General features: G+C 69.6%; 21 protein-coding genes and 1 pseudogene. 10 read left to right on the top strand and 12 right to left on the bottom strand.

Going from position 1 to position 21,988, the window contains the following annotated elements:
* Positions 1-46 precede the first annotated feature (46 nt).
* From FDZ84_RS21515 to FDZ84_RS21500, 4 genes and pseudogenes are all read left to right on the top strand, one after another.
* Positions 47-1,126, top strand: coding sequence for a winged helix DNA-binding domain-containing protein (locus tag FDZ84_RS21515; protein WP_168587372.1), 1,080 nt, complete (start codon positions 47-49; stop codon positions 1,124-1,126).
* A 45-nt stretch (positions 1,127-1,171) separates the two neighbouring features.
* Positions 1,172-1,597: a peptide-methionine (R)-S-oxide reductase MsrB gene (msrB, locus tag FDZ84_RS21510; protein ID WP_168587371.1), complete on the top strand. Its 426-nt coding sequence runs from the start codon at positions 1,172-1,174 to the stop codon at positions 1,595-1,597.
* A 500-nt stretch (positions 1,598-2,097) separates the two neighbouring features.
* Complete coding sequence (locus tag FDZ84_RS21505) at positions 2,098-2,487, top strand: hypothetical protein (protein WP_168587370.1); 390 nt, start codon at positions 2,098-2,100, stop codon at positions 2,485-2,487.
* Between the two features lie 85 nt (positions 2,488-2,572).
* Positions 2,573-2,743, top strand: a pseudogene (locus FDZ84_RS21500) (peptide-methionine (R)-S-oxide reductase); the annotation flags it as partial.
* Between the two features lie 3 nt (positions 2,744-2,746).
* Here the strand turns inward: FDZ84_RS21500 and FDZ84_RS21495 are convergent.
* The 5 genes from FDZ84_RS21495 to hemE are packed head-to-tail and all read right to left on the bottom strand — an operon-like array spanning position 2,747 to position 6,663.
* On the bottom strand, positions 2,747-3,148 hold the full coding sequence (locus FDZ84_RS21495; RefSeq protein ID WP_168587369.1) for a type II toxin-antitoxin system VapC family toxin: 402 nt from the start codon (positions 3,146-3,148) through the stop codon (positions 2,747-2,749).
* A complete protein-coding gene (locus FDZ84_RS21490) occupies positions 3,145-3,399 on the bottom strand; it encodes an antitoxin (RefSeq protein WP_246868326.1) in 255 nt (84 codons plus the stop codon). The genes FDZ84_RS21495 and FDZ84_RS21490 overlap by 4 nt, the downstream gene beginning before the upstream one ends.
* A 36-nt stretch (positions 3,400-3,435) precedes the next feature.
* Positions 3,436-4,131 (bottom strand): hydrogen peroxide-dependent heme synthase, encoded by a 696-nt coding sequence (hemQ, locus tag FDZ84_RS21485; RefSeq protein ID WP_168587368.1) that lies wholly within the window; start codon positions 4,129-4,131, stop codon positions 3,436-3,438.
* Between the two features lie 4 nt (positions 4,132-4,135).
* Positions 4,136-5,572, bottom strand: coding sequence for a protoporphyrinogen oxidase (hemG, locus tag FDZ84_RS21480; RefSeq protein ID WP_168587367.1), 1,437 nt, complete (start codon positions 5,570-5,572; stop codon positions 4,136-4,138).
* Entirely contained in the window at positions 5,572-6,663 is a 1,092-nt protein-coding gene (gene hemE / locus FDZ84_RS21475) for a uroporphyrinogen decarboxylase (RefSeq protein WP_168587366.1), read from the bottom strand. Before hemE ends, hemG begins: the two co-directional genes overlap by 1 nt.
* Positions 6,664-6,940: 277 nt before the next feature.
* On the opposite strand from hemE, the gene FDZ84_RS21470 reads away from it, so the two are divergent.
* The 3 genes from FDZ84_RS21470 to FDZ84_RS21460 all read left to right on the top strand — a co-directional run bounded on the left by FDZ84_RS21470 (position 6,941) and on the right by FDZ84_RS21460 (position 9,983).
* Positions 6,941-7,510 (top strand): DUF3000 domain-containing protein, encoded by a 570-nt coding sequence (locus FDZ84_RS21470; protein WP_246868325.1) that lies wholly within the window; start codon positions 6,941-6,943, stop codon positions 7,508-7,510.
* A gap of 476 nt (positions 7,511-7,986) precedes the next feature.
* The gene (locus FDZ84_RS21465; RefSeq protein ID WP_175548076.1) at positions 7,987-8,640 is read left to right on the top strand and encodes a response regulator transcription factor; all 654 of its coding nucleotides are present in this window, start codon (positions 7,987-7,989) and stop codon (positions 8,638-8,640) included.
* Positions 8,641-8,735: 95 nt separating this feature from the next.
* Complete coding sequence (locus tag FDZ84_RS21460) at positions 8,736-9,983, top strand: ribonuclease D (RefSeq protein WP_210435035.1); 1,248 nt, start codon at positions 8,736-8,738, stop codon at positions 9,981-9,983.
* Between the two features lie 49 nt (positions 9,984-10,032).
* On the opposite strand, the gene FDZ84_RS21455 is transcribed toward FDZ84_RS21460, so the two are convergent.
* Positions 10,033-10,581 (bottom strand): TIGR03086 family metal-binding protein, encoded by a 549-nt coding sequence (locus FDZ84_RS21455; RefSeq protein ID WP_168587364.1) that lies wholly within the window; start codon positions 10,579-10,581, stop codon positions 10,033-10,035.
* Between the two features lie 361 nt (positions 10,582-10,942).
* Here FDZ84_RS21455 and FDZ84_RS21450 point away from each other — a divergent pair, with 361 nt between their 5' ends.
* The 3 genes from FDZ84_RS21450 to FDZ84_RS21440 all read left to right on the top strand — a co-directional run bounded on the left by FDZ84_RS21450 (position 10,943) and on the right by FDZ84_RS21440 (position 15,037).
* Entirely contained in the window at positions 10,943-12,184 is a 1,242-nt protein-coding gene (locus FDZ84_RS21450) for a thiolase family protein (RefSeq protein ID WP_210435034.1), read from the top strand.
* Positions 12,181-14,346, top strand: coding sequence for a 3-hydroxyacyl-CoA dehydrogenase NAD-binding domain-containing protein (locus FDZ84_RS21445; protein WP_168587363.1), 2,166 nt, complete (start codon positions 12,181-12,183; stop codon positions 14,344-14,346). The genes FDZ84_RS21450 and FDZ84_RS21445 overlap by 4 nt, the downstream gene beginning before the upstream one ends.
* A 109-nt stretch (positions 14,347-14,455) precedes the next feature.
* Positions 14,456-15,037 (top strand): Uma2 family endonuclease, encoded by a 582-nt coding sequence (locus FDZ84_RS21440; protein ID WP_168587362.1) that lies wholly within the window; start codon positions 14,456-14,458, stop codon positions 15,035-15,037.
* Between the two features lie 87 nt (positions 15,038-15,124).
* Here FDZ84_RS21440 and FDZ84_RS21435 read toward each other — a convergent pair whose 3' ends face one another.
* The 6 genes from FDZ84_RS21435 to FDZ84_RS21410 form a co-directional block, all read right to left on the bottom strand.
* The gene (locus FDZ84_RS21435) at positions 15,125-15,526 is read right to left on the bottom strand and encodes a type II toxin-antitoxin system VapC family toxin (RefSeq protein ID WP_168587361.1); all 402 of its coding nucleotides are present in this window, start codon (positions 15,524-15,526) and stop codon (positions 15,125-15,127) included.
* Positions 15,526-15,777, bottom strand: coding sequence for a type II toxin-antitoxin system Phd/YefM family antitoxin (locus FDZ84_RS21430; RefSeq protein ID WP_246868324.1), 252 nt, complete (start codon positions 15,775-15,777; stop codon positions 15,526-15,528). The genes FDZ84_RS21435 and FDZ84_RS21430 overlap by 1 nt, the downstream gene beginning before the upstream one ends.
* A 62-nt stretch (positions 15,778-15,839) precedes the next feature.
* A complete protein-coding gene (locus FDZ84_RS21425) occupies positions 15,840-16,985 on the bottom strand; it encodes a cell wall metabolism sensor histidine kinase WalK (protein ID WP_168587359.1) in 1,146 nt (381 codons plus the stop codon).
* Positions 16,986-16,989: 4 nt separating this feature from the next.
* Positions 16,990-17,676: a response regulator transcription factor gene (locus FDZ84_RS21420; RefSeq protein ID WP_168587358.1), complete on the bottom strand. Its 687-nt coding sequence runs from the start codon at positions 17,674-17,676 to the stop codon at positions 16,990-16,992.
* Between the two features lie 186 nt (positions 17,677-17,862).
* Positions 17,863-19,803: a 1-deoxy-D-xylulose-5-phosphate synthase gene (dxs, locus tag FDZ84_RS21415; protein WP_168587357.1), complete on the bottom strand. Its 1,941-nt coding sequence runs from the start codon at positions 19,801-19,803 to the stop codon at positions 17,863-17,865.
* 1,031 nt (positions 19,804-20,834) lie between these two features.
* The gene (locus FDZ84_RS21410) at positions 20,835-21,977 is read right to left on the bottom strand and encodes a hypothetical protein (RefSeq protein ID WP_168587356.1); all 1,143 of its coding nucleotides are present in this window, start codon (positions 21,975-21,977) and stop codon (positions 20,835-20,837) included.
* Positions 21,978-21,988 lie beyond the last annotated feature (11 nt).

Here is a 21,988-nt window from a genome sequence, read left to right as displayed (position 1 = left end):
CGGGGACTTGGGGCACGCTCGCGCCGTTCGTCCGAATCGAGGTGTGATGATCGAGATCGACCGAGAACGCGTCCTGGCCTACCGACACGCCGTGCAGCAGCTGGACCGCTCCGCAACCGACGTCGAAGAGCTCGCCGTGCTGCCGCTCGGCGTGCCGGACAGCCCGGCTGGGTCTGCCCTGCACTCGGTACGCACGCGGGTGCCCAAAGCCGAACTCCCCGACTCGCTGGCCCTCAGCTGGTCGGTGCGCGGCAGCGCGCACCTGCACCGCGCCGCGGACCTCCCGGAGCTGGCCGGGCGGCTCTACCCGATGTCGGACGCGGACGTAGTGGCCCGGATGCCGATCATGAAGTCGGTCGACGCCCCGCTCGCCGTGTTCGGCAAGACGGTGGCGGCGATGCGCGAGCACTCCCTTGAGCCGACGGATCGGAATTCGCTGAGCGCAGCCGTGACCCGCGACGTCCCGGAGGCCTCGGCGTGGTGCCGGCCCTGCGGTTCGACCCACGTCTTCTACTCGCTGTACCTGCAAACCGGGCTGGCCGCCGGCATCCGGCTCGTCCGCCAATCCGGGCGGCTGCGGATCACGGCGGCCGCGCAGTGGCACGTCCCGCAGCAGACCGCGCGCTTGGACGCGCTGATCCGGGACGGCCTGCGCCTGCTCGGTCCAGGCTCGATCGCCGACATCGCCGCGTTCCTCGGCACCAGCGCCGCGGTGCTGCGGCCGGTCTGGCCGACGGACCTCGTCGAGGTCGCGGTCGACGGCAAGCGCTCGTGGTTCGTGCCGGAAGCCACCGACGCGCTCGCCTCACCGCCGGCACCACGGGGCGTTCGGCTGCTGCCCACCGGCGACCCGTTCCTGCAAGCGCGGGACCGCGCGCAGTTGGTGCCCGACCCCGAACACCGCAAGGCGCTTTGGCGGGCGGTCAGCTCCCCCGGGGCATTGCTCGTCGACGGCGAGATCGTCGGCACCTGGCGGGCCAAGAAGGCGGGCAGCAAGCTCCAGGTGGACGTGCTGGGCTTCCACTCGCTCACCGGCGCCACGCTCACCGAGGTGGACGCCGAAGCCGAGCAGTTGGCCGCGACCCGCGACGCGAAATCGGCGGTGGTGGCGTTCGACTCGATCTGACACCGCATCTGTGCAGTCGATCTTCGGACGGATTAGCGTGGAGGCATGGATCCGGTCTCAGGAACCCCGAAGATCACCAAAACCGAGCAGGAGTGGCGGGAACAGCTCAGCCCGAACGAGTACGCGGTGCTGCGCCAAGCAGCCACCGAGCCGGCCTGGCAGGGCGAGTACGTTGACACCAAGGCGGTCGGGGTCTACGAGTGCCGCGGCTGCGGGGCGGAATTGTTCCGCAGCGACACCAAGTTCGAATCACACTGCGGCTGGCCGTCGTTCTACGACCCGACCGGCAGCGACGCGGTGATCCTCCGCGAGGACCGCTCCCTCGGGATGGTCCGCACGGAGGTCCTGTGCGCCTCGTGCCACGGCCACCTCGGCCACCTGTTCGAGGGCGAGGGTTACGGCACCCCCACCGACCAGCGGTATTGCATCAACTCCATCGCGCTGCGGCTGGAACCGAAGGACGAGGCGTAACCGATCAAGCTGCCCTGACCGGCCGCAGATCTGGGGTGCGCTCAACCTAGTCGAACGCCAACGCACCCAAATTCGCGCAGACACCACAGCCTGCGCTGTTCATGACTGCGCTGATTCCCGTCATGAACAGTGTCCATGACGGGGCTTCTGTTTCGTCGCCGCTCAAGCTGAACCGGCGAAGCCGTGGCTGCTGCCATCATCCCGCCGGTAGTAGTAGGACACGGCATCGTAGCCGCGACGAACAACGTCTTTCGGAAGCAGGCCACCCATGCGCCGAACCTTATGCGGCGATCTCGTTGCAGGGCCAGGAGTTTTCCGATGACCACAGCCCAGATAACACCTACGACCAGCACTGAGAGAACGCGTCCACGACAGCGTGGACTACCGTCTTGGGTCAGCGATCATTCCGGTCCCGAGGCACACAGAACTCGGCGAGAATCTCGCTCTCAGCATTTTCAAGGAATGCCAGGGGGAACTCGGGAGAAGTGGTGGAAGCAGCGATGACTACATACCAGGTGACAGTCACGCGGGACGGCAAGTTCTGGTTGATCCACGTTCCTGCCATCGAACGATGGACCCAGGCGCGCAGGGTCAGCGAGATTCGCGAGATGGCCCAGGACCTCATCGAAATCATGACCGGAGAGTCTGCGGAGACCATCGACCTCGACGTCACCATCTCGCTTCCACCAGAGGTGCAAGAGCGCCTGGACCGCGCAGCAGAACTCCGGTCACGAGCCGCCCATGCACAAGGGCACGCGGCCGAGGAACTCCGCGGTGCCGCCCGAACTCTGCACGATCAGGGGATGTCGATGCGCGAGATCGGCGAAGTCCTCGGCATCTCGTACCAGCGAGCACACCAACTGGTCAGCGGGAATCCCAAGGCAGCCTGAAGCGCTCGATCAGGGAAGGCGGGCGACGAAGTCGGTGACGTCGAGGCGGTGGCGTATCAGATCAACGATCCCGTGCGGTAAATACGACGCGGTGATCCTCCGCGAGGACCGCTCATCGGCATGGTCCGCACCGAGGTTCTGTGCGCCGCCTGCCACGGCCACCTCGGCCACGTCTTCGAAGGTGAGGGCTACCCACTCCACCGACCAGCGCTACTGCATCAACTCGATCGCCGTCCGCCTCGTCCCAGCGGAGTGACGATCACATGATCAATTCCACCTTGCACGGGAGCTTGGGAGCGCGGGACAGCCTCGCGTCGGCTGTCAGCAGCGGCACGTCCAGGCCAGCAGCCAGCGCCACGTAGAGCGCGTCAAAGAACGTGACCACACCACGCAACTCCCAGGCTGCTTGGCTGAGCGGACCTACGTGGGGATAGCGGTGGTCGACCAAGTGCTTCATCGCGAGGAGCGCAGTCGTCGCGGCTTCCGCCTCGATCTGCCCGCCCAATTCCTGCCTTCTAAGCACGTTCCCGACCTCTGCGTCGACAAGGTGCGGTGCGTGGCACTCGCTCTGCAGCAGCCGACGGCGCACCTCACGGGCCCCGTCCGACACGACTGTGGTTGCCAGCACGAGGGTTGAGGCGTCAACGACGAATTCGCTCAACGCCGATCAGCATCCTTTGCCGCGAGGATGCTCTCGACGGTCACTCCGGTGCCGCGATCGTGAGCGAGTGCCGCCTCGACTGCCGCGAGCGCTTCTTCCTTCGTCCGGCGCGACGCCATGCGCACGACTTCATCGCGCATGTACGCCTGCAGCGACATCCCAGCGGATCGTGCTCGTTTGCGGATCGTCTCGTACGCCTCTTCCGGGATGTCCCGGATCTGAATGGTCGCCATAGCGCGATAATAGCGCAACAGCGCTATTATCGCGCTAACCCCACGGCCGCCCAGTCAGGGGAGGCGGGTCACCAGGTCTGGTACGCCGACCCGGTGACCGGTGTAGAACGGGATCTCCTCGCGGACGTGGAGGCGTGCCTCGGTGCCGCGCAGGTGGCGCATCAGATCGACGATCCGGTGCAGCTCGTCCGCCTCGAAGGCCAGGATCCACTCGTAGTCGCCCAGCGCGAACGAGGCCACCGTGTTCGCTCGGACGTCCGGGTAGTCCCGGGCTTCCTTGCCGTGGTCGGCCAGCATCGTGCGGCGCTCGTCATCCGGCAGCAGATACCACTCATAGGAGCGCACGAACGGGTACACGCAGATGTACTTGCGCGGCTCCTCGCCCGCCAGGAAGGCCGGGATGTGGCTCTTGTTGAACTCCGCCGGGCGGTGCAGCGCGACGTTGCTCCACACCGGTTCGGACGCCTGCCCCAGCGGGGTCTCCCGGCGGAACCCGGTGTAGGCCGCCTGCACTTCCTCGATCCGCTCCGAGTGCCACCAGATCATGTAGTCCGCGTCGGCGCGCAGACCGGAGACGTCGTAGACGCCGCGGACCACGACGCCGGACTCGGCCAGCGAGTCCAGGTACTCCTGGGTCTGCTGCGCGGCCTTCTCCCGGTCCTCGGGCAGGGTGCCCTGCTCGATCCGGAAGACCGACCACATGGTGTAGCGGATCGTGTCGTTGAGCTCGTTGTAGTTCAGCCGCGCCATGTCCTCATCGTCCCACTTCGCGGGGACCGGCCCGCAGGAGGTCTCGCGTGATATCGGTCGCTGCCGCCGTCCCGGTGGCGATGCAGGCCGGGACGCCGACGCCGTGCAAGGCCGCACCGGCGATCGCCAGCCCCGGCACTTTGGCCACGGCGCGTTCGACGTCGGCGATGAGGTCCAGGTGACCCACTCCGTATTGCGGCAGGGCGCCGCCCCAACGCACCACCACGGAGTCCACCGGAACCGCGGAGGTCCCGGTCAGCTCCGCGAAATCCGCCGCGACCCGGCGCAGCACCTCGGCGTCGTCCAAGCGGAGCTCCGCCGCCTCACCGAACCGGCCGACCGAGCCGCGCACGAGCAGCTCGCCGTCCGTTCCACACAGGTGCGGCCACTTCTTGCTGGAAAAGGTGAACGCCTTGGCGGTGAACGGGGTCCCGTCGGCGTGCTGCTCGCCGCGCGCGATCAGCACCCCGGATGCCTCGGGCAGCCGCGTGTCCGGCGGTAGGGCGAGCCCGACCACGATCGAAGACGACTGTTCCACCGCCGCAAGCTTCGCCGCGGCCGCCGGAGCGGCGTCGTCGAGCAGCTTTCGGGCGGCCGGTGCGGGCACTGCGAGCACCACGGCGTCGACATCCAGGAACTCCGGGCTGGGCGCGGCACCGATCTCCAGGCGCCAGCCGGAATCGGTTCGTGCCAGCTGCCGCACCGGGAACCCCAGCCGCACTTGGGCGTCGGCGGCGATCAGCAGCCGGTCGATCAGTTCCCGGTAGCCGTAGCGGAACGCGCCGAACACCGGTGGTTCCGGCGAGTCTGCCGGTTTCGGCGAGGGCAGTGCCGAGGCCGCTGCCGCGGTGATCGACTCCGCTCCGGCGTCGAGTGCCGCGGCCAGCGCCGGAATTGTCGCCCGCAAGCCGAGCAAGTCCGCACTGCACGCGTAGACGCCGCCCAACAGCGGCTCGACGAGGCGGTCGACGACCTCGTCACCGACCCGCCCGCGCAGCAGCTCGCCGACCGAGATGTCGGCGCCGCCGAGCCGAACGGGCGGCAGGTCCGCCTCCGCCCGGACCGCGGCCACCCCGGCCTGGGAAAGCACGTCCTGCACCGCGTCCGCCGAAGCCGGGACGCCCATGACGGTCCCATCGGGCAACCGGCAGGTCCGGCCGCCGACGCGCACGGTCGCGGACACCGCACCCGGGTGCACGACTTCTTCGGGCACGCCGAGCTCCTCCACGAGCTGCCGGACTTCCGGGCGCCGGTCGAGGAATGCCTCCGCCCCGACGTCGTAGCGGCAACCGGCCAGCTCGACCGTGCGGAGCTTGCCGCCAAGCCGGTCACCCTGCTCCAGCAGCACGATCTCGGCATCCGGCCCCAGCTCGCGACGAAGCCGGTAGGCGGCGGTGAGACCAGCGATCCCGCCTCCGACGACCGCGATCCGGTGCGCCATCACTGCTCGCTCGCGGCGTGCACCAGCTCGACGACGCGCGTTAGCACCTCGGGGTCGGTGGTGGGCAGCACCCCGTGACCGAGGTTGAAGATGTGCCCGCCGGCGGCCTTGCCCTCGCCGAGGATCCGGTGCACCTCGCGCTCGATCGCGTCCCACCCGGCGAACAGCACCGCCGGGTCGAGGTTGCCCTGCACCACCGGCTCGGCCGCGTCCGGCAACGCCGCCCGCAGCCGGTTCGCCGCCTCGTCCAGCGGCACCCGCCAGTCCACGCCGACCACGTCGGCGCCGGCGGAGCGCATCGCGCCGAGCAGCTCGCCGGTGCCCACCCCGAAGTGGATCTTCGGCACGTCCGCGATCTCCGCGATGCTGGCGAAGATCCGCCGGCTGTGCGGCAGCACGAACTCGCGGTAGTCGCGCAGCGACAGGGCCCCGGCCCAGGAGTCGAAGAGCTGGATCGCATCGACCCCGGCCGTCACTTGCGCCTCCAGGAACTCCAGCGTCGTGTCCGCCAGCCGCTCCAGCAGCGCGTGCCAGGTCTGCGGGTCGGAGTGCATCAGCGCCTTGGTGCGCTCGTGGTTGCGGCTCGGGCCGCCCTCCACCAGGTAGGAGGCAAGCGTGAACGGGGCGCCGGCAAACCCGATCAGCGGCGTTTCCCCCAGTTCGCGCACCAGCAGTCCGATCGCGTCGGCGACCGGAGCGACCTGCGCCGGGTCCAGTCTCGGCAGCGCGGCGACGTCGGCGGCGGTACGCACCGGGTTCGACACGACCGGGCCGGTGCCCGCGACGATGTCGAGCCCGATGCCGGCCGCGTAAAGCGGCAGCACGATGTCGCTGAAGAGGATCGCGGCGTCCACTCCGTGCCGGCGCACCGGCTGCAGCGTGATCTCGCTGACGAGTTCCGGCGTCAGGCACGCCTGCAGCATCGGCACGCCCTCGCGGACCCTGCGGTACTCCGGCAGCGAACGACCCGCCTGCCGCATGAACCAGACCGGGGTGTGCCGGGGGGTACCGCCGCGAGCGGCGACGAGCAGGGGGGCGTCGGCGAGGTCCCGGCGGGCCGAGACCGGCGCGGAGTTCGCGGAGTTCGTCATCGAGGTCGCTGTCCGTATGTCGATCGGTGTCCCTGGGACGGCGCCGCGGCGGGCCGGCCGGGCTTGCGCGGCAATCTTCGCACGCCTGCCTCCCGCCCCTGGCCGAGAGTCTGCCGTTGGCCGCTGACACGCCGTCGCCCCGGAACACCACGCTGTCCGCGCCGCCACGCTGTCCGCGCCGCCACGCATAGTCAAGCGCGAAGCTCGCGAATACCCCGTTCGGCGTGCCTCCGCCACCGCCCGTGTCCGGCCGCCTACAGTCGCCGGCGTGACGGAGATGTCGGCGACGCCCGAAGTCTTCCGGCAGGCTGTTGCCGCGTTGACGTCGTTCCGCCCGCGGGCCGAGATCGAACTAAGCGAGGTCGGGCCACCGAAGCGCCTGTCGCCCTGGGCGCATGCGCTCGCCGCGGAGGCGAACGGGCCGGCTGGCGAGCTCGCCACCGCTCGGCTGGTGCTTCTCTACGACCCGGAGGGTCAGGAGGCGTGGGACGGCGTGTTGCGGCTCGTCGTCTACCTGCGGGCCGAACTCGACCCGGAACTGGCCACCGACCCGCTGCTGCCGGCGGTGGGCTGGTCGTGGCTGACCGACGCGTTGGAGGACTCCGGCGCGTCCTGGACCGCCCTTGGCGGCACGGTCACGCTGACCTCGTCGGCCCGGTTCGGCGACATCGCGGGCCCGACCCGCAGCCATGACCTGGAACTGCGCGGCTCCTGGACGGCCACCGACGCCCACCTGGAACCGCACGCGGCCGCGTTCCACGAATTGATGGCGAGTGCAGCGGGCTTGCCACCGGAAGGCGTCTCGATGCTCGGCGGACGGCCCAGCAACACGGCTCCGCGAGACTGAATCCGGATAGCCCGATCACCGGCTGTGCCGGTCGACTCCGGCGCGTAAGGTTCGGCGCAACCGATCCGCTCGCTCGCGGCGGCGACACGCCGAAGCGCGATTTCCTTTCGCGAAGACCTGGCGGGACCCCGAAACCGTTGATTGCGAAACTTTTCACAATTCACATCCATATTACGTCGCTTGGCCACGCTCCGACGTTACGGAGATAGCTCACGGTCACCCAAAAGAGCGATACGATCATGTTCAGGTAACAACTCGATCGGGATAGATACCCGATTGATCGTCCCGCTGACCCGCTTGGGCGGTTACGCTGCCCCCGACGACACCACTTTCGGTCGATCAGTGGCGCGGCTGATTGGTCGAGAGTCCCGGTGCCGGTCGGGGGGCACGACCGACTCCAGGGAGGTAGTGACGTGGCTGCCGTCGGCTTAGGTCAGGCCGCTCGAACCACGCCCGCCGGCACTTTGCCGGCCAACATGGTCCCGCACCCGCGGGAAGAGCTGTTCACGGTGCTCGTGGTGGACGACCATCCGCTGCTCCGGGAGGCAATCGCCGCCCGGCTGCTGCAGATGGGCGCCGGCACGGTGCACGAGGCTGCATCCATGGCCGAAGCCAGGGCTCGTGCCCTGGCGACCGGTCCTTGCGACCTCGCAATTCTCGATCTCGGGCTCCCGGACGGGACCGGCATCGAGCTGGTAACCGAACTCCGGAGCCAGGGCTGGCCACGGATCGTGGTGCTCGCTTCGTCGGATGACCCGTATGCGGTCCGGGCTGCCTTCCAGGCAGGTGCGCAGGCGTACCTGCTGAAGTCGGCCTCGCCGATGGTGGTCACCGACGGTGTGCGCCGCGTGCTCGACGGCGGCGTGTACGCCGATCCCAGCGTGGCGCCGGTGCTTGCCGCCGGTACCCGCGTGCCGGGAACGGACAACACGCCTCGCGAGCTGTCCGGGCGCGAAGTCGAGGTGCTCCAGTTGGTGGCCGACGGCCGCTCCAACAAGGAGATCGGCGAGGCCCTGAACCTGTCCGCGCTCACGGTGAAGAGCCACCTGTCGCGGATAGGGCGCAAGCTGGGCACCGGCGACCGGGCACAGATGGTTGCGCTGGCCATGCGGGCCGGCGTGATCCGATGACCGGACGCTGACGCACCTGCATCGGGCGGTCGACCCGACGAGCTCGGGTGGAGTGGCCCCACGGCGCGGGCCGAAGCACGTAAGGTCTGGTAGCCGTGGAAGCTGCAAGCCCCGAGACCGTTGGGTCCGACCGCCCGGAGCCGGTGTTGTTGACCGAACCCACCGACGGCGTGCCGCCGGTGGTGGACACAACGGCCGCGTTGAACGCGGCCGCAGACGCACTGGCTGCGGGGACCGGACCGGTCGCCGTGGACACCGAGCGCGCTTCGGGTTACCGCTACTCGCAACGCGCCTACCTGGTGCAACTCCGCAGAGAAGGCGCCGGCACCGTGCTGGTGGACCCGATCGCGCTGGACGGTGCGCTTGATCCGTTGCTGCCGGCCTTGGCCGACGCGGAGTGGGTGCTGCACGCGGCGTCGCAGGACCTGCCGTGTCTCGCCGAGCTCGACCTGCGTCCGGCGCGCTTGTTCGACACCGAACTGGCTGGCCGGCTCGCCGGGTTCGAGCGCGTGTCGCTCGGTGCGCTCGTGGAGCGCATGCTCGGCTACCGGCTGGAGAAGGGCCACAGTGCGGCGGACTGGTCTCGCCGACCGCTCCCCCAGGACTGGCTAGTGTACGCCGCACTGGATGTGGAGTTGCTGACCGCCCTGCGCGACGCGATGCGCGACGAGCTGGAGCGGCAGGGCAAACTGGACTGGGCGCACGAGGAGTTCGAGGCGGTCCGCACCGCCGCGCCCGCCGCGCCGCGTGCCGAGCCTTGGCGCCGCACGTCCGGCATTCACCGGGTGCGCAATCCTCGACAGCTGGCGGCCGTTCGAGCCCTGTGGGAGACCCGGGACAACGTCGCGCGGGATCGCGATCTCGCGCCGGGACGCGTGCTGCCGGACTCCTCGATCGTGCAGGCCGCGCAGGCCAATCCGAAGACCGAGGCCGACCTCGTCGCCCTGCCGGTGTTCGGCGGGCGTCAGCAACGGCGCCGGGCCGCGATGTGGTTGCAGGCCCTGCGGGCGGCGCGTCGGCTGGAGAACGACGAGCTGCCGGCCCCAGCCTCACCGCACGAGGGCCCGCCCCCGACGAACCGCTGGGCCGACCGGGATCCGGCGGCCGCGGCGCGGCTGTCCGCGGCGCGTTCGGCGCTGTCGAAGATCGCCGAGCGCAACAACCTGCCGGTGGAGAACCTGCTGCTCCCCGATCTGGTCCGGCGGACCTGCTGGACCCCGCCGGAGGACCGCAGCGCCTATGGCGTGGCCGGGCTGCTGCGCGACAAGGGCGCCCGCGAGTGGCAGATCAACCTCACGTCCGAGGCCCTGAGCAAGGCCCTCCACGCGACGGCCACGGACTGACGTTCGCCGGGCGGCGGTTCCGCGCGGAGCCGCCGCACGGGATCGTCGACTACGGATTGCGGCCGAGGAAGGCGAGCAGGCGGTCCTGCTCGGGCGCGTCGTCGGCGATGCGGACCTCTGGGCCGCAGACTCCCTTGTGCCGGATGTTGTCCCCAAGGGCGAGAACATCGGCGTACACCCTCGTCACCTCTTCCGCCGGCAGCCGCTCGTCCTGTCCGGTGGCCCTGGCGATGTCCCATCCGTGCACGAGCAGGTCGAAGCACAGGAACCGGTCGATCGTCGCCTCGGCCGTGGTGCGGCCGAACATCCCGTCGTACTCCCGCCGCGCCCGCTGCGGATCGTCGAGCAGCGCTTGGAGTGCGTCGCGGGCCTCCAACCACGCTCCCAACGGGTTATCGTCGACAACCTTCGCCAGGGTGACCGTCAAGCCCGCCCAGCTGGGGATGTCGCGGTGCAGATCAATGACGTGGCGCAGGACGTCCAGCGTGGTCCAGCCCTCGCAGGGAGACTGCGTCGCCCACGTGTCAGCGGGCACCGCCTCGACTCGGCGGGTGAACTCGGCAGCCAGCGTTCGGTAGCGCTCTGAGGTTTCGCTCATGCCGTCAGCCTGAACCATTACGAGCCGCCTGTCGTGTACGGATCGGACTTCAGCGGCCGACAAGCCCGGGCTGCTCCGGACGATCTCACGGCAGTGCACGATCGTCGCGGCGCCCGCCACGTCCGCAGTCCAACCGGTTCACGAGGTCCGAAGCCAGGTCCGGGGCCACCGCCGTAGGCACGTACAGCACGGGGTCAGCCTAGAAGTGGCCACCGACGGAGGCGCTGATCAGGATGTGAGACAGCCGACACGCGCGCCCATGTGGTTACCGGTGGGTAATAAGCGCTAGAGTGCGGTTCCCGGCCGGTAGAGATGGTCTGATCCGGTCGGCACCATCCACCAAGCCAGTGAGGAGCACGCCGTGGCCGCACCTGCGTCGGCACCCGCCGACAGCCGCAGCCGCCAAGCGGTTCGGGACGTGGTCTTCGTCGACGGCGTACGCACGCCGTTCGGCAAGGCCGGTTCGAAGGGCCAGTACGCCCAGACCCGCGCCGACGACATGGTCGTCAAGGTCATCCGGGAGCTGCTGCGGCGGCACCCGGAACTGCCGGCGGAGCGCATCGACGAGGTCGCCATCGCCGCGACCACCCAGATCGGCGACCAGGGCCTGACCATCGGCCGCAGCGCGGCGCTGCTGGCCGGGCTGCCCAAGTCGGTCCCCGGCTTCGCCATCGACCGGATGTGCGCCGGCGCCATGACGGCGGTGACCACCGTGTCCAGCGGCATCGCCTTCGGTGCCTACGACGTGGCGATCGCCGGCGGCGTCGAGCACATGGGCAACCACCCGATGGGCGAGGGCGTCGACCCCAACCCGCGCTTCGTCTCCGACCAGATCGTCGACCCGTCGGCGCTGATCATGGGCTCGACCGCGGAGAACCTGCACGACCGGTTCCCGACGCTGACCAAGCAGCGCACCGACGCCTACGCGGCCCTGAGCCAGCAGCGCTACGACGAGGCTCTGCGGGCCGGGAAGATCACGCCGGACCTGGTCGCAGTGTCCACCCGCTCCGAGCAGGGCTGGGGCCTGGCCACCACCGACGAGCCGCCGCGCCCGGGCACCACGGTCGAAGCGCTGAGCGGTCTGAAGACGCCGTTCCGGCCGCACGGCCGGGTCACCCCGGGCAACGCGGCGGGCCTCAACGACGGCGCGACGGGCTGCCTGCTGGCCGACGCGGACACCGCCGCCGAGCTCGGCCTGCCGGCCGGGATGCGGCTGGTCGGCTACGCCTTCGCCGGCGTGGAGCCGGAGGTGATGGGCGTCGGGCCGGTGCCCGCCACCGAGAAGGCGCTGCAGCGCGCCGGGCTGACCATCGACGACATCGGCCTGTTCGAGATCAACGAGGCCTTCGCCGTGCAGGTGCTGGCGTTCCTGGAGCACTTCGGCATCGCCGACGACGACCCGCGGGTCAACCCGTGGGGCGGCGCGATCGCCTGCGGCCACCCGCTGGCGTCCTCCGGCGTGCGGCTGATGACCCAGCTGTCCCGGCACTTCGCCGAGCGCCCCGAGGTGCGCTACGGCATCACGACCATGTGCATCGGCTTCGGCATGGGCGGAACGGTCATCTGGGAAAACCCGAACTACAACGCAGGAGGCGCCCGATGACAGTCGGAACTTCGACGACGGACTTCGCGGCGCTGTTCCCCGACGAAGTGGTGACCAAGGCGTTCACCAGGCTCGTCGACGTGCCCGGCCTGGGCGGCAAGCTCGCGCTGATCACCATCGACAACGGCCATGACCACACCCGGCCGTCCACCTTCGGCCCGGGCGGTCTGGCCAGTCTGAAGGCCGCGCTGGACGAGGCGTTCGCCGCCGAGCCAGCGGCCATCGCGGTCACCGGCAAGCCGTTCGTGTTTGCCGTGGGCGCGGACCTCTCCGGCATCGGGCGGATCACCGAACGGGAGCACGCCCACCAGATCGCCCAGGCCGGGCACGACGTGTTCCGCCGGCTCACCGAGTCGAAGATCCCTACCTTCGCGTTCGTCAATGGCGCGACGCTCGGCGGCGGCCTGGAGCTGGCGCTGTCCTGCCACTACCGGACGGTGGCGTCGAACGCGGGCGCCATCGCGTTCCCGGAGTGCTTCCTGGGCCTGTTCCCGGGCTGGGGCGGCACTCAGCTGCTGCCGAACCTGATCGGGCCGGATGCCGCGGTGACGGTGATCATCGAGAACGCGCTTAGCCAGAACCGGATGCTCAACCCGAAGAAGGCCCGTCAGCTGGGCATCTTCGACGAGCTGCTGGAGAGCCCGGACTTCCTGGAGGAGTCGGTGCGGTGGGCGGTCCGGGTGGTCAACGGCGAGCAGGCCGTGACTCGCCCGGAGATCGACCGCGGCAAGGCCTGGGACGACGCCGTCGCCCGCGCCAAGGGCATCGTCGAGTCCCGCACCCACGGCGCCTCCCCCGCGGTGACCAAGGCCGTCGAGCTGATCGAGCTGGCCAGGGGCAACGACCTCGACGCGGGCTACGCCGCCGAGACCGAGGCGCTGACCGACGCGCTGATGTCCGACGAGCTGCGCTCCGGGCTCTACTCCTTCGACCTGACCCAGAAGCGTGCCAAGCGGCCCGCCGGGGCGCCCGACAAGTCGTTGGCGCGCAACGTCACCAAGGTCGGCGTGGTCGGCGCTGGGCTGATGGCCGGTCAGCTGGCGCTGCTGTTCGTGCGCCGCCTGGAGGTGCCGGTGGTGATCACCGACGTCGACCAGGAGCGCATCGACCGCGGCGTGGGCTACATCCACGGCGAGATCGACAAGCTCGCCGCCAAGGGCCGCCTGTCGACGGACGCGGTGAACCGGCTCAAGGCGCTGGTCACCGGCTCGCTGGACAAGAGGGCGTTCGCCGACGCCGACTTCGTCATCGAGGCCGTCTTCGAGGAGATGTCGGTCAAACAGCAGGTGTTCGCCGAGCTGGAGGAGCATGTCTCCCCCGAGGCGATCCTGGCCACCAACACCTCGTCGCTGTCGATCATCGAGATGGGCTCGAAGCTGAAGAACCCGGAGCGGGTCGTCGGCTTCCACTTCTTCAACCCGGTCGCGATGCTGCCACTACTGGAGGTGGTGCGCGGCGAGCAGACCGACGACGCGGCACTGGCGACGGCGTTCAAGGTCGGCAAGCAGCTGAAGAAGTCGTGCGTGCTGGTCAAGGACGCGCCGGCGTTCGTGGTGAACCGGCTGCTGACCCGTTTCATGGGCGAGGTCATCGCGACCATCGACGAGGGCACGCCGTTCGACGTGGCCGACAACGCGCTGGAGCCGCTGGGCCTGCCGATGACCCCGATGGTGCTGCTGCAGCTGGTAGGCCCCGCGGTCGCCCAGCACGTCAACGAGACGATGCACGCGGCCTACCCGGACCGGTTCGGACTCAGCGACAACATGCAGCGGTTCGTCGACGCGCGCAAGACCGCGGTGTGGATCACCGACGAGTCCAGTCAGTCAGCGGCGCGAAGCGCCTCCGTGGAGGGCGGCGGCCGGGCGACGGGCGGGCAAGTCGTGGACCCCGAGGTCGCGGCGCTGTGGGAGCAGGGCGACAAGCCGTCGACGTCCGAGCAGGTCCGCGAGCGGGCGCTGAACGCGCTGGCCGAGGAGATCGGGATCATGCTCGACGAGGGCGTGGTCGCGGAGGCGCAGGACATCGACCTGTGCATGCTCCTCGGTGCGGGCTGGCCGTTCTGGCTTGGCGGCGTCACGCCGTACCTGGACCGCGCGGGCATCGCGGAGAAGGTCAACGGCAAGCGCTTCCTCGCCCCGGGAGTGGCCTCCATCCCGGCCTGATCATGTGCAAGAGGGGCCGGGGCGGCAAACGCTCCGGCCCCGTTCGCGCGCGTGAAGTCCAGTCCCTTGTTCTGCCATGATGGAGCGGACGGAAACGAGGTGATGACCGGTGACCGCGCTTGTCCAGCACGAACTCGGGCCGTTCACGATCGCCGACTGGCACGCGCTCCCCGCCCGTGAGGACGGTTCGCGACTGGAACTCATCGAGGGGTACTGGCTCGTGACGCCACCGCCGAGCGGACAGCACCAGTGGGCGGAGAAGCGCATCATCTCGATGTTCGACCAGGCCATCAACTCGGCGAAGCGAACCGATCTCTACGCGGTCGGTGGTATCGGCATCGAGATCAGTACGAGTTACCGCTCGGCCCTCATCCCCGATTTCGTGGTCCTCGACACGCCGCCCGTCGGCACGTCGTTCCAGCCCGGGAACGTCCTGCTCATAGGCGAGATCTGGTCCCCAGGCAACACCTCCAGCGAGCAGCAGGAGAAGCTCCAGGCCTGCGAACGAGCTGGCATCCCGTTCTTCTGGAGCGTCGCTCAGGACCGCGGTGGGCCGACCGAACTGGCCGCGTACCGCCTCGAAAACGGCCGGTACGTGTGCGACGCAACCACACAGGCCGGTCACGGGAGCGCGCGGATCGCCGCGAGCCCGGTTCCGTTCGAACTCGACGTGGCCTCGCTGAGGCTTTGAGCTTCGAACGTGGGCCGTAGCCGCTGTTTGGACTGTCGACAACCCAAGCCCGCTCCGTTGCGGGGCGGGTCGCAGCTTTCGCGTCGTTCAAACCGTTCCTGGTTGTGCGACTGGCAATCCAACATCTTCGGCCGCCTTGTGGAGACGATGGTCGTAGGTCACGAATGCCGTCAGGTGCGCACCGAAGATCGCATGTGCCGTCGCAAGGTGAATAGCGTCGAGTGAACGCAGCAGGACATCTTGGTACGCAGCGGCCGTAGCTCGTACCACGTCGTCAATGTCGTAGACGCCGATCCGCTTCAGAACGGCGGGGACGGCGCTGAGCAAGTTCGGTTCGTACCGTCGTAGTGCCCGCGGAACCTCCACCTCGACGAGCGCAGATGCGACCAGCGGTACATTCGGCTGTTGCTCCAACCAATCCGCCAGTGCGTCGCTTTCTCGTTCCCGTCTTACCAGCTTGATGAGCGCAGCGCTGTCGAGGTAGATCACTAGTAACGCTCCTCATCTCGTAGCTCACGGATGAGTGCGCTCGCGTCCACGTCAGTTCGAACAGGGCCGAGTGGCCGGGGCATCGCCCCCTCCAGAGTCGGCGGGCGGAACTTCCCAGAAGCGATCAGCTCGCCGAGAGGGTGGGGATGCGCAGGAATGATCCTGGCGATGATGGCACCGCGTTCGGTGATGTCGATTTCTTCGCCGTGTTTGACTCTGGCCAGGACGCTCGACGTCTCCTGGTTCAGCATGCGGACCGACACCTCGCTCATGACCAGAGTGTAGAACGCCAATGTTCTACATGTCATCCAGGTCACGGCGCAGCGGGGAGTTGGACCGTCACCGCGAGGCCGCCGGTTGGGAGGGGTTCCGCCCGGACTCGGCCGTGGTGGGCCTTCGCCGCCGCTTGGACGATCGACAGGCCAAGGCCCGCTCCGTTTCGGGCCGTTCGTTGGACTCCTGCCCGGCGAAACGGCTCGAAGAAGGATTCCACTTGTTCCGCCGGGATTCCCGGCCCCGACGACGCCACCCGCACGGTTGTCCACTGTGGATCGCTGCTGACGCTGATCTCCACCCAACCACCGTCGACGTTGTGCCGCACCGCGTTCTCCAACAGGTTGCCCGCGACGCGCTCCAGCAGCGCCGGATCGCCGACGGCGAACGCCGGTTCCGCACAACACTTGATGCGCAGTCCGCGCTGCCGCGCCTCCTGCTCCACCGCGCGCAGGGCGCGTCCCACGAGCCCCGTGAGGTCCACCGGCTCCCTCACCGCCAACTCCGCGCCTTCGGTGCGAGCCAACAGGAGCAGGGCCTCCACCAGCCGCTCCGCGCGCGCCGTCGCCTCGCGGACCACATCGGCCATCCGGCGCAGCTCCGCCTCGTCGGCGTCGGGGTCCGACAGCGTGACGTCGAGCTCCGTGCGGATCACCGACAACGGCGTGCGCAGCTCGTGACTCGCGTTGGCAACGAACCTGCGCTGCGAGTCGAACGCCGCTTGCAGCCGGTCGAGCATCGCGTCGAAGGTGTCGGCCAGCTGGGCGACCTCGTCGCGCGGACCGGTCAACTCGATCCGTTCATCCAAAGACTCCGCGGACAACCGGCGTGCGGCATCGGTCACGTCGTGCAGCGGTCGCAGCACCCGGCCGGTCACCGTCCACGCCAGCAGCGCGGCCGCCAGTACCACGGCGACGAAGGCGAACCCGCCGATCAGCAGGACCTGCTGCCGCGCGGAGTCGCGCAACGCCTCGCCGAGCAGTTCCGCAGGCACGTCTACGCCGTGCACCCGGACCGGTGGTCCCGCGGGCAATCGGGGCACCGCGGCGACCACGTTGCCGACCAGCACCCATCCCAGCCACAGCAGCAGCCCGCTGACCGCAGCGACCAGCGCCGTCGCCAGCAGGGTCAACCGCGTTCGCAGTCCCGGACCGCGGCGGGTGATCGATCGGGCGGCCCCGCACATCGGCTCAGTCCCGAGCGTGCTCGGTGCGGCCCGCCGACGGCACCCGGTAGCCGGAGCCGACCACGGTTTCGATGATGCTCGGCTCCCCCAGCTTCTTGCGCAGCGTCATCATCGTGACCCGCACCGTCGTGGTGAACGGGTCGGCGTTCTCGTCCCACACCCGTTCCAGCAGTTCCTCGGAGCTGACCACCGCGCCGCCTGCCGACAGCAGCACCTCAAGCACGCCGAGCTCCTTGCGGGTCAGCTCGACCTCGCCGTCCCCGCGGTGCACGGTGCGCCGCGCGGAATCCAGCTCCAACTCCAGCGCGGTCAGCAGCGGCGGTTGCGCCGGAGTGGCGCGACGCCCCAGCGCCCGGACCCGGGCGATCAGCTCCGCGAACGCGAACGGCTTGGCCAGGTAGTCGTCGGCGCCCAGGGACAGCCCGGCGACGCGGTCCTCGACCGTGCCGCTGGCGGTGAGCATCAGCACCCGGGTCAGCTCGCCGGAGGACACCAACCGACTACACAGCTCGTCACCGGACATGCCCGGCAGGTCCCGGTCGAGCACCAGCACGTCGTACCGGGTGATCGACGCCTTCTCCTGGCCGCTTTCTCCGTCGTAGGCGACGTCCACGGCCATGCCTTCCCGGCGCAGCCCGCGAGCTATCGCATCGGCCAGCGGCTTCTCATCCTCGACGACCAGGATTCGCACACGTTCACCCTGCCACAGCGGCCAGGCGCAGCCCGGCCGACCACTCGCCGCCCCACCGCAACTTCAATGGAAATCGCGGCGAGTTATCCACAGGCTCCGGTGTGTCGGGCACCCGACACACCGACCGGGTGCGATTTCCATTTGAAATCAGGCCTTCGATTTCCATGGAAATCGCGCTCTTCGGCGTCAGCCGCTCGCCGCTTCCGGGCGCTCGTTGTCGGCTGCGACCCGCAGCGACACGCGGGACCCGCGCTGGTTGGCGACCCACTCTGTGATGCGGCGGGCGATGTCCTGCTCGGTCAGCCCCAGCTCGGAAAGCACCTCGTCGCGCGACTTGTGGGTCAGGAACTGGTTCGGCACCGCCAGATCGCGCAGCGGTACGTCCAGCTCCGCGTCGCGCAGCGCCGCCGCCAGCGCCCAGCCGAAGCCGCCGTGCCGCCCGCAGTCCTCCAGGGTGACCACCAGCCGGTGCTGCTCGGCCAGCTCGACGATCTGCCCCGGCACCGGCACCACCCAGCGCGGATCCACGACGGTGACCCCGATGCCCTGCGCCGAGAGCCGCTCCGCCGCGGCCACCGCCAACTCCCCAAACGCGCCAACCGCGACCAGCAGCACGTCGTCGCTCTCACCGGCAGCCGGGCGGCGCAGCACGTCCACCCCGCCGACCCGCTCCACGGCCGGGACCTCCTCGATCACCGAGCCCTTGGAGAACCGGACCACGGTCGGCCCGTCGTCGACGGCGACCGCCTCGCGCAGCTCCTCGCGCAGCGTCACCGCGTCGCGCGGCGCCGCGACCTGGATGCCCGGGATCAGGCCGAGGATCGACAAGTCCCACATGCCGTTGTGGCTGGCGCCGTCGTCGCCGGTGATCCCGGAGCGGTCCAGAGTCACCGTGACCGGCTGCTTGTGCAGCGCCACGTCCATCAGCAGCTGGTCGAACGCGCGGTTAAGGAACGTCGAGTACACCGCGAACACCGGGTGCATGCCGCCCATCGCCAGCCCCGCCGCCGAAGTCATGCCGTGCTGTTCGGCGATGCCCACGTCGATGCAGCGGTCCGGGTAGGCCTCGCCGAACTTCTTCAGCCCGGTCGGGCCGAGCATCGCGGCGGTGATGGCCACCACGTCCGGGCGCTCGGCTCCGATGCGCACCAGCTCCTCGGCGTAGACGTCGGTCCAGGTCTTCGGGGCCGGCTTGGTCGGCAGCCCGGTCTCCGGGTCGATCACCTTGACCTGGTGCATCTGCTCGGCCTGGTCGTTCTCGGCCGGGGCGAACCCGTTGCCCTTGCGGGTCACCGCGTGCACGATCACCGGGCCGCCGAAGGACTTGGCCATCTGCAGCGCATGTTCCATCGCGCGCAGGTCGTGGCCGTCGACCGGGCCCAGGTACTTGATGCCGAGGTCGGAGAACATCACCTGCGGGCTGATCGCGTCCTTGATGCCGCTCTTGGCCGCGTGCAGGCCGGTGTAGAGCGAGCGCCCGACCACCGGGAGGTTGCGCAGCGTGCGGCGGCCGCTCTCCAGCGCCTTCTCGTAGCTGGGGTTCAAGCGCAGCGCGGCGAGGTGCTCGGCGAGGCCGCCGATCGTCGGCGAGTAGGACCGGCCGTTGTCGTTGACCAGGATCACCACCGGGCGCTCCTGGTCGGCGGCGATGTTGTTCAGCGCCTCCCAGCACATGCCACCGGTGAGCGCGCCATCGCCGACGACCGCCACCGCGTGCCGCGGCTCGCCGCTGAGCTGGAAGGACCGGGCCAGGCCGTCGGCGTAGGACAGCGCCGTCGAGGCGTGGCTGTTCTCCACCAGGTCGTGGTCGCTCTCGGTGCGCGACGGGTAGCCGGAGAGGCCGTCGCGCTTGCGCAGCCGGTCGAAGCCGTCCTGCCGACCGGTGATGATCTTGTGCACGTACGCCTGGTGACCGGTGTCGAACACGATGGCGTCCTGCGGCGAGTCGAACACCCGGTGGACGGCCAGGGTCAGCTCCACCGCGCCAAGATTCGGCCCCAGGTGCCCACCGGTGCGGGACACCTTCTCGATCAGGAAGTGCCTGATCTCTGAGGCCAGTTGCACCAGCTCAGCGTGCTTAAGTCGCTTGACGTCGGCCGGACTGTGCACGGACCCCAGCAGCGTCACCGTTCCACCTCACTTGTCGTGCCGGTCGGGTTCATTCGCACGCTGGGGCCGGCTGGCTGCCTGGCTCCGCCGCGATGCATAGCTCGCCCCAGTCTACGGAGCGGGCTGCCGACGGCCCGGTGTGGTGCGTGACGGAACGCGGAGCGATCCGAGGCCGGGAGCCCGCGCGTTCGTGTTCCGCCGAACGGCCGATGTTGCCGGCCTTCGGCGGACCATCCCAGGAAGGGCCGAAATGACCAATTCGGATGGACGAAGGGCCGAGCTGGAGGCGCGCAACGCGGCAATGCGCGAGCAGGTGTCGTCACTGCTGGAAGGCTTGCAGCGGCAGACCTCGCAGTTGCAGGAGGCCCAGGCGGCGGCGCGGCGGACAAACTTCAGGCGCCACTGGACAAGCTCAATGGGGTGCTTCAGGCGGAAAGCGAGTGCTGGGCAACGACGAGGCCGGCTCGCAGTCGGCCGCCGATGCCTTCACCGGACTGGCGAAGCGCCGGGCTGGGGCGATCTCACTTCGGGGACGATCTTCGGCGGCGTGGGCGGGGTGACCGTCGGCATGCAGAGCCGGCACGAGGGCCTGAACGCGCGATGTGGGAGGGGCAACGGCCGCGGCGACAGCCGGGTGTCGGGCGAGAACAGCCAGGGCTGGCGGTTCGAGTCATCGGAGGGCGCGGTGCACGGGCCAATGTGGACAGTCTCGACAACCGCAGCGTCAATTCCATCCACGGCCAGCACATCCCCGGCGACGGCGCCCCGGACAACGTAGACAACAACCCGTACGACGACGACGGCAGCCCGTCCTATTCGGACGGATCGGCACAACCCCCGTCGACCCCGGAGAAGCTGGACCTCCCCGAGGGCCCCAACAACGAACCTGAACGAGCGAATTTCTCCTGGCGAAGGGTGCCTTCGAACAACTGCCTCGCCCAAAGACGCCCTTCACGCTTCATCCGTGCGAGTGGATTTTCGAGGTGAGGGCGCCCTTCGCCCAGTTGCTCGGGCAGCCCAGCAGCTCGGCCAAGGGCACCCCGCACGCTTCACATGAACGGGCGCCAGTCCGGGATCGGGGCGTGATCCGGGCGGAGGTCTCCCCACGGCGGGCTCCCCGGTGGTAGCTGGTGCAGTTCCGCCTGGTCGAGGCGGCGGCGCACCCGCAGCCAGCCGACGGCCAGGAGCACTCCCGAGCCCAGCACGACGACCGCCACAATCCACAGCACCGGATCTCCGACGCCACGGCCGATCGCGGTGGTCAGCAGCATCGAGCCGAACACCGCCAGCGCGCTGCCGAGCAGGGCCCGGAATCCCGGATAGGCCTGTGCTTGGCGGCCGCGGCGCACCGTCGTCATGCGACCGACGGCCCAGGTGCGCAGCCGATGCCAGGAAGCGGAATCCTGCGGGCCCGTGCGCAGCGGCCAAGCCGCGGTGGCGCGCCGCCGGACGATCGAGGCGACCAGTTGCGGGTCGGCCACGTGCACGATCCACTGCTGCATCCCGGCGACCAAGCGGAGCGCCGGTCCACGGCGCAGGCGGATGCCAGCGCCTCCCGGCAGCGGCCACCAGCCGTCCTCGCCACCGCCGATCTCGCCGGGCTGCGCGAGGGCCAGCTCGGCCAGCGGCAGCGCTTGCCGGACCCGCCCGCCGCTGCCGCGAGCGGTCTGGGCGAGCACGATCCGGTCCCGGCCGATCAGCAGGCGCCCGCTGCCGAGCGCGTCGAGCGGCACCGGGATCTCCACATCCAGTTCGGCGAGATCCTTCGCCGGTTGCGCGAACCGCCGGCCCGCCAACGTCGCCAAGGCGGGCGAAGCGGCCACGGCGACCAGCGAGATCAGGCCTATCGGCGCGGCGAACAGGACGTTCACGAACGCCTGCGGCACCGCGGCGAGCAGCGCCCAGCCCGGCCAGCGCCGCGGCGTGCGGGAGTCCACCAGCCACACCACCGCCGCGGTCCCGATCCACCCCGCGGCCCAGCCGGTGAAATAACCGGGCACAGTGGACAGACCGAGCGCCAGCAGGCCTGCGGGGAGCAGCACGATTCCCAGTGCTGCCAATAGAAACGCGATCACCCGGCGTCCCGGAACGGTGTCCGGCGCGGATGTTCCCTGGCCGGCGACGGGCCGCACCTCGGCTCCGGACTCGGGCGGGGCCGGGAGGACTTCCGGCAGGTGTTCGCGTTGGGTCATCTCAAGAACTC

The sequence above is a fragment of the Saccharopolyspora sp. ASAGF58 genome (assembly GCF_012277335.1).
GTDB classification, from domain to species: Bacteria; Actinomycetota; Actinomycetes; order Mycobacteriales; family Pseudonocardiaceae; genus Saccharopolyspora; species Saccharopolyspora hattusasensis.
The sequence above is the reverse complement of the archived record's forward strand: the minus strand, read 5'-3'. Positions and strand labels throughout refer to the sequence as shown.

Coding starts and splice junctions, on each gene's coding strand:
- FDZ84_RS21515 (WP_168587372.1), top strand. CDS start 47: ATGATCGAGATCGACCGAGAACGCGTCCTGGCCTACCGACACGCCGTG.
- msrB (WP_168587371.1), top strand. CDS start 1,172: ATGGATCCGGTCTCAGGAACCCCGAAGATCACCAAAACCGAGCAGGAG.
- FDZ84_RS21505 (WP_168587370.1), top strand. CDS start 2,098: ATGACTACATACCAGGTGACAGTCACGCGGGACGGCAAGTTCTGGTTG.
- hemQ (WP_168587368.1), bottom strand. CDS start 4,131: ATGGCGCGGCTGAACTACAACGAGCTCAACGACACGATCCGCTACACC.
- hemG (WP_168587367.1), bottom strand. CDS start 5,572: ATGGCGCACCGGATCGCGGTCGTCGGAGGCGGGATCGCTGGTCTCACC.
- hemE (WP_168587366.1), bottom strand. CDS start 6,663: ATGACGAACTCCGCGAACTCCGCGCCGGTCTCGGCCCGCCGGGACCTC.
- FDZ84_RS21470 (WP_246868325.1), top strand. CDS start 6,941: ATGTCGGCGACGCCCGAAGTCTTCCGGCAGGCTGTTGCCGCGTTGACG.
- FDZ84_RS21465 (WP_175548076.1), top strand. CDS start 7,987: ATGGTCCCGCACCCGCGGGAAGAGCTGTTCACGGTGCTCGTGGTGGAC.
- FDZ84_RS21455 (WP_168587364.1), bottom strand. CDS start 10,581: ATGAGCGAAACCTCAGAGCGCTACCGAACGCTGGCTGCCGAGTTCACC.
- FDZ84_RS21445 (WP_168587363.1), top strand. CDS start 12,181: ATGACAGTCGGAACTTCGACGACGGACTTCGCGGCGCTGTTCCCCGAC.
- FDZ84_RS21430 (WP_246868324.1), bottom strand. CDS start 15,777: ATGCTGAACCAGGAGACGTCGAGCGTCCTGGCCAGAGTCAAACACGGC.
- FDZ84_RS21425 (WP_168587359.1), bottom strand. CDS start 16,985: ATGTGCGGGGCCGCCCGATCGATCACCCGCCGCGGTCCGGGACTGCGA.
- FDZ84_RS21410 (WP_168587356.1), bottom strand. CDS start 21,977: ATGACCCAACGCGAACACCTGCCGGAAGTCCTCCCGGCCCCGCCCGAG.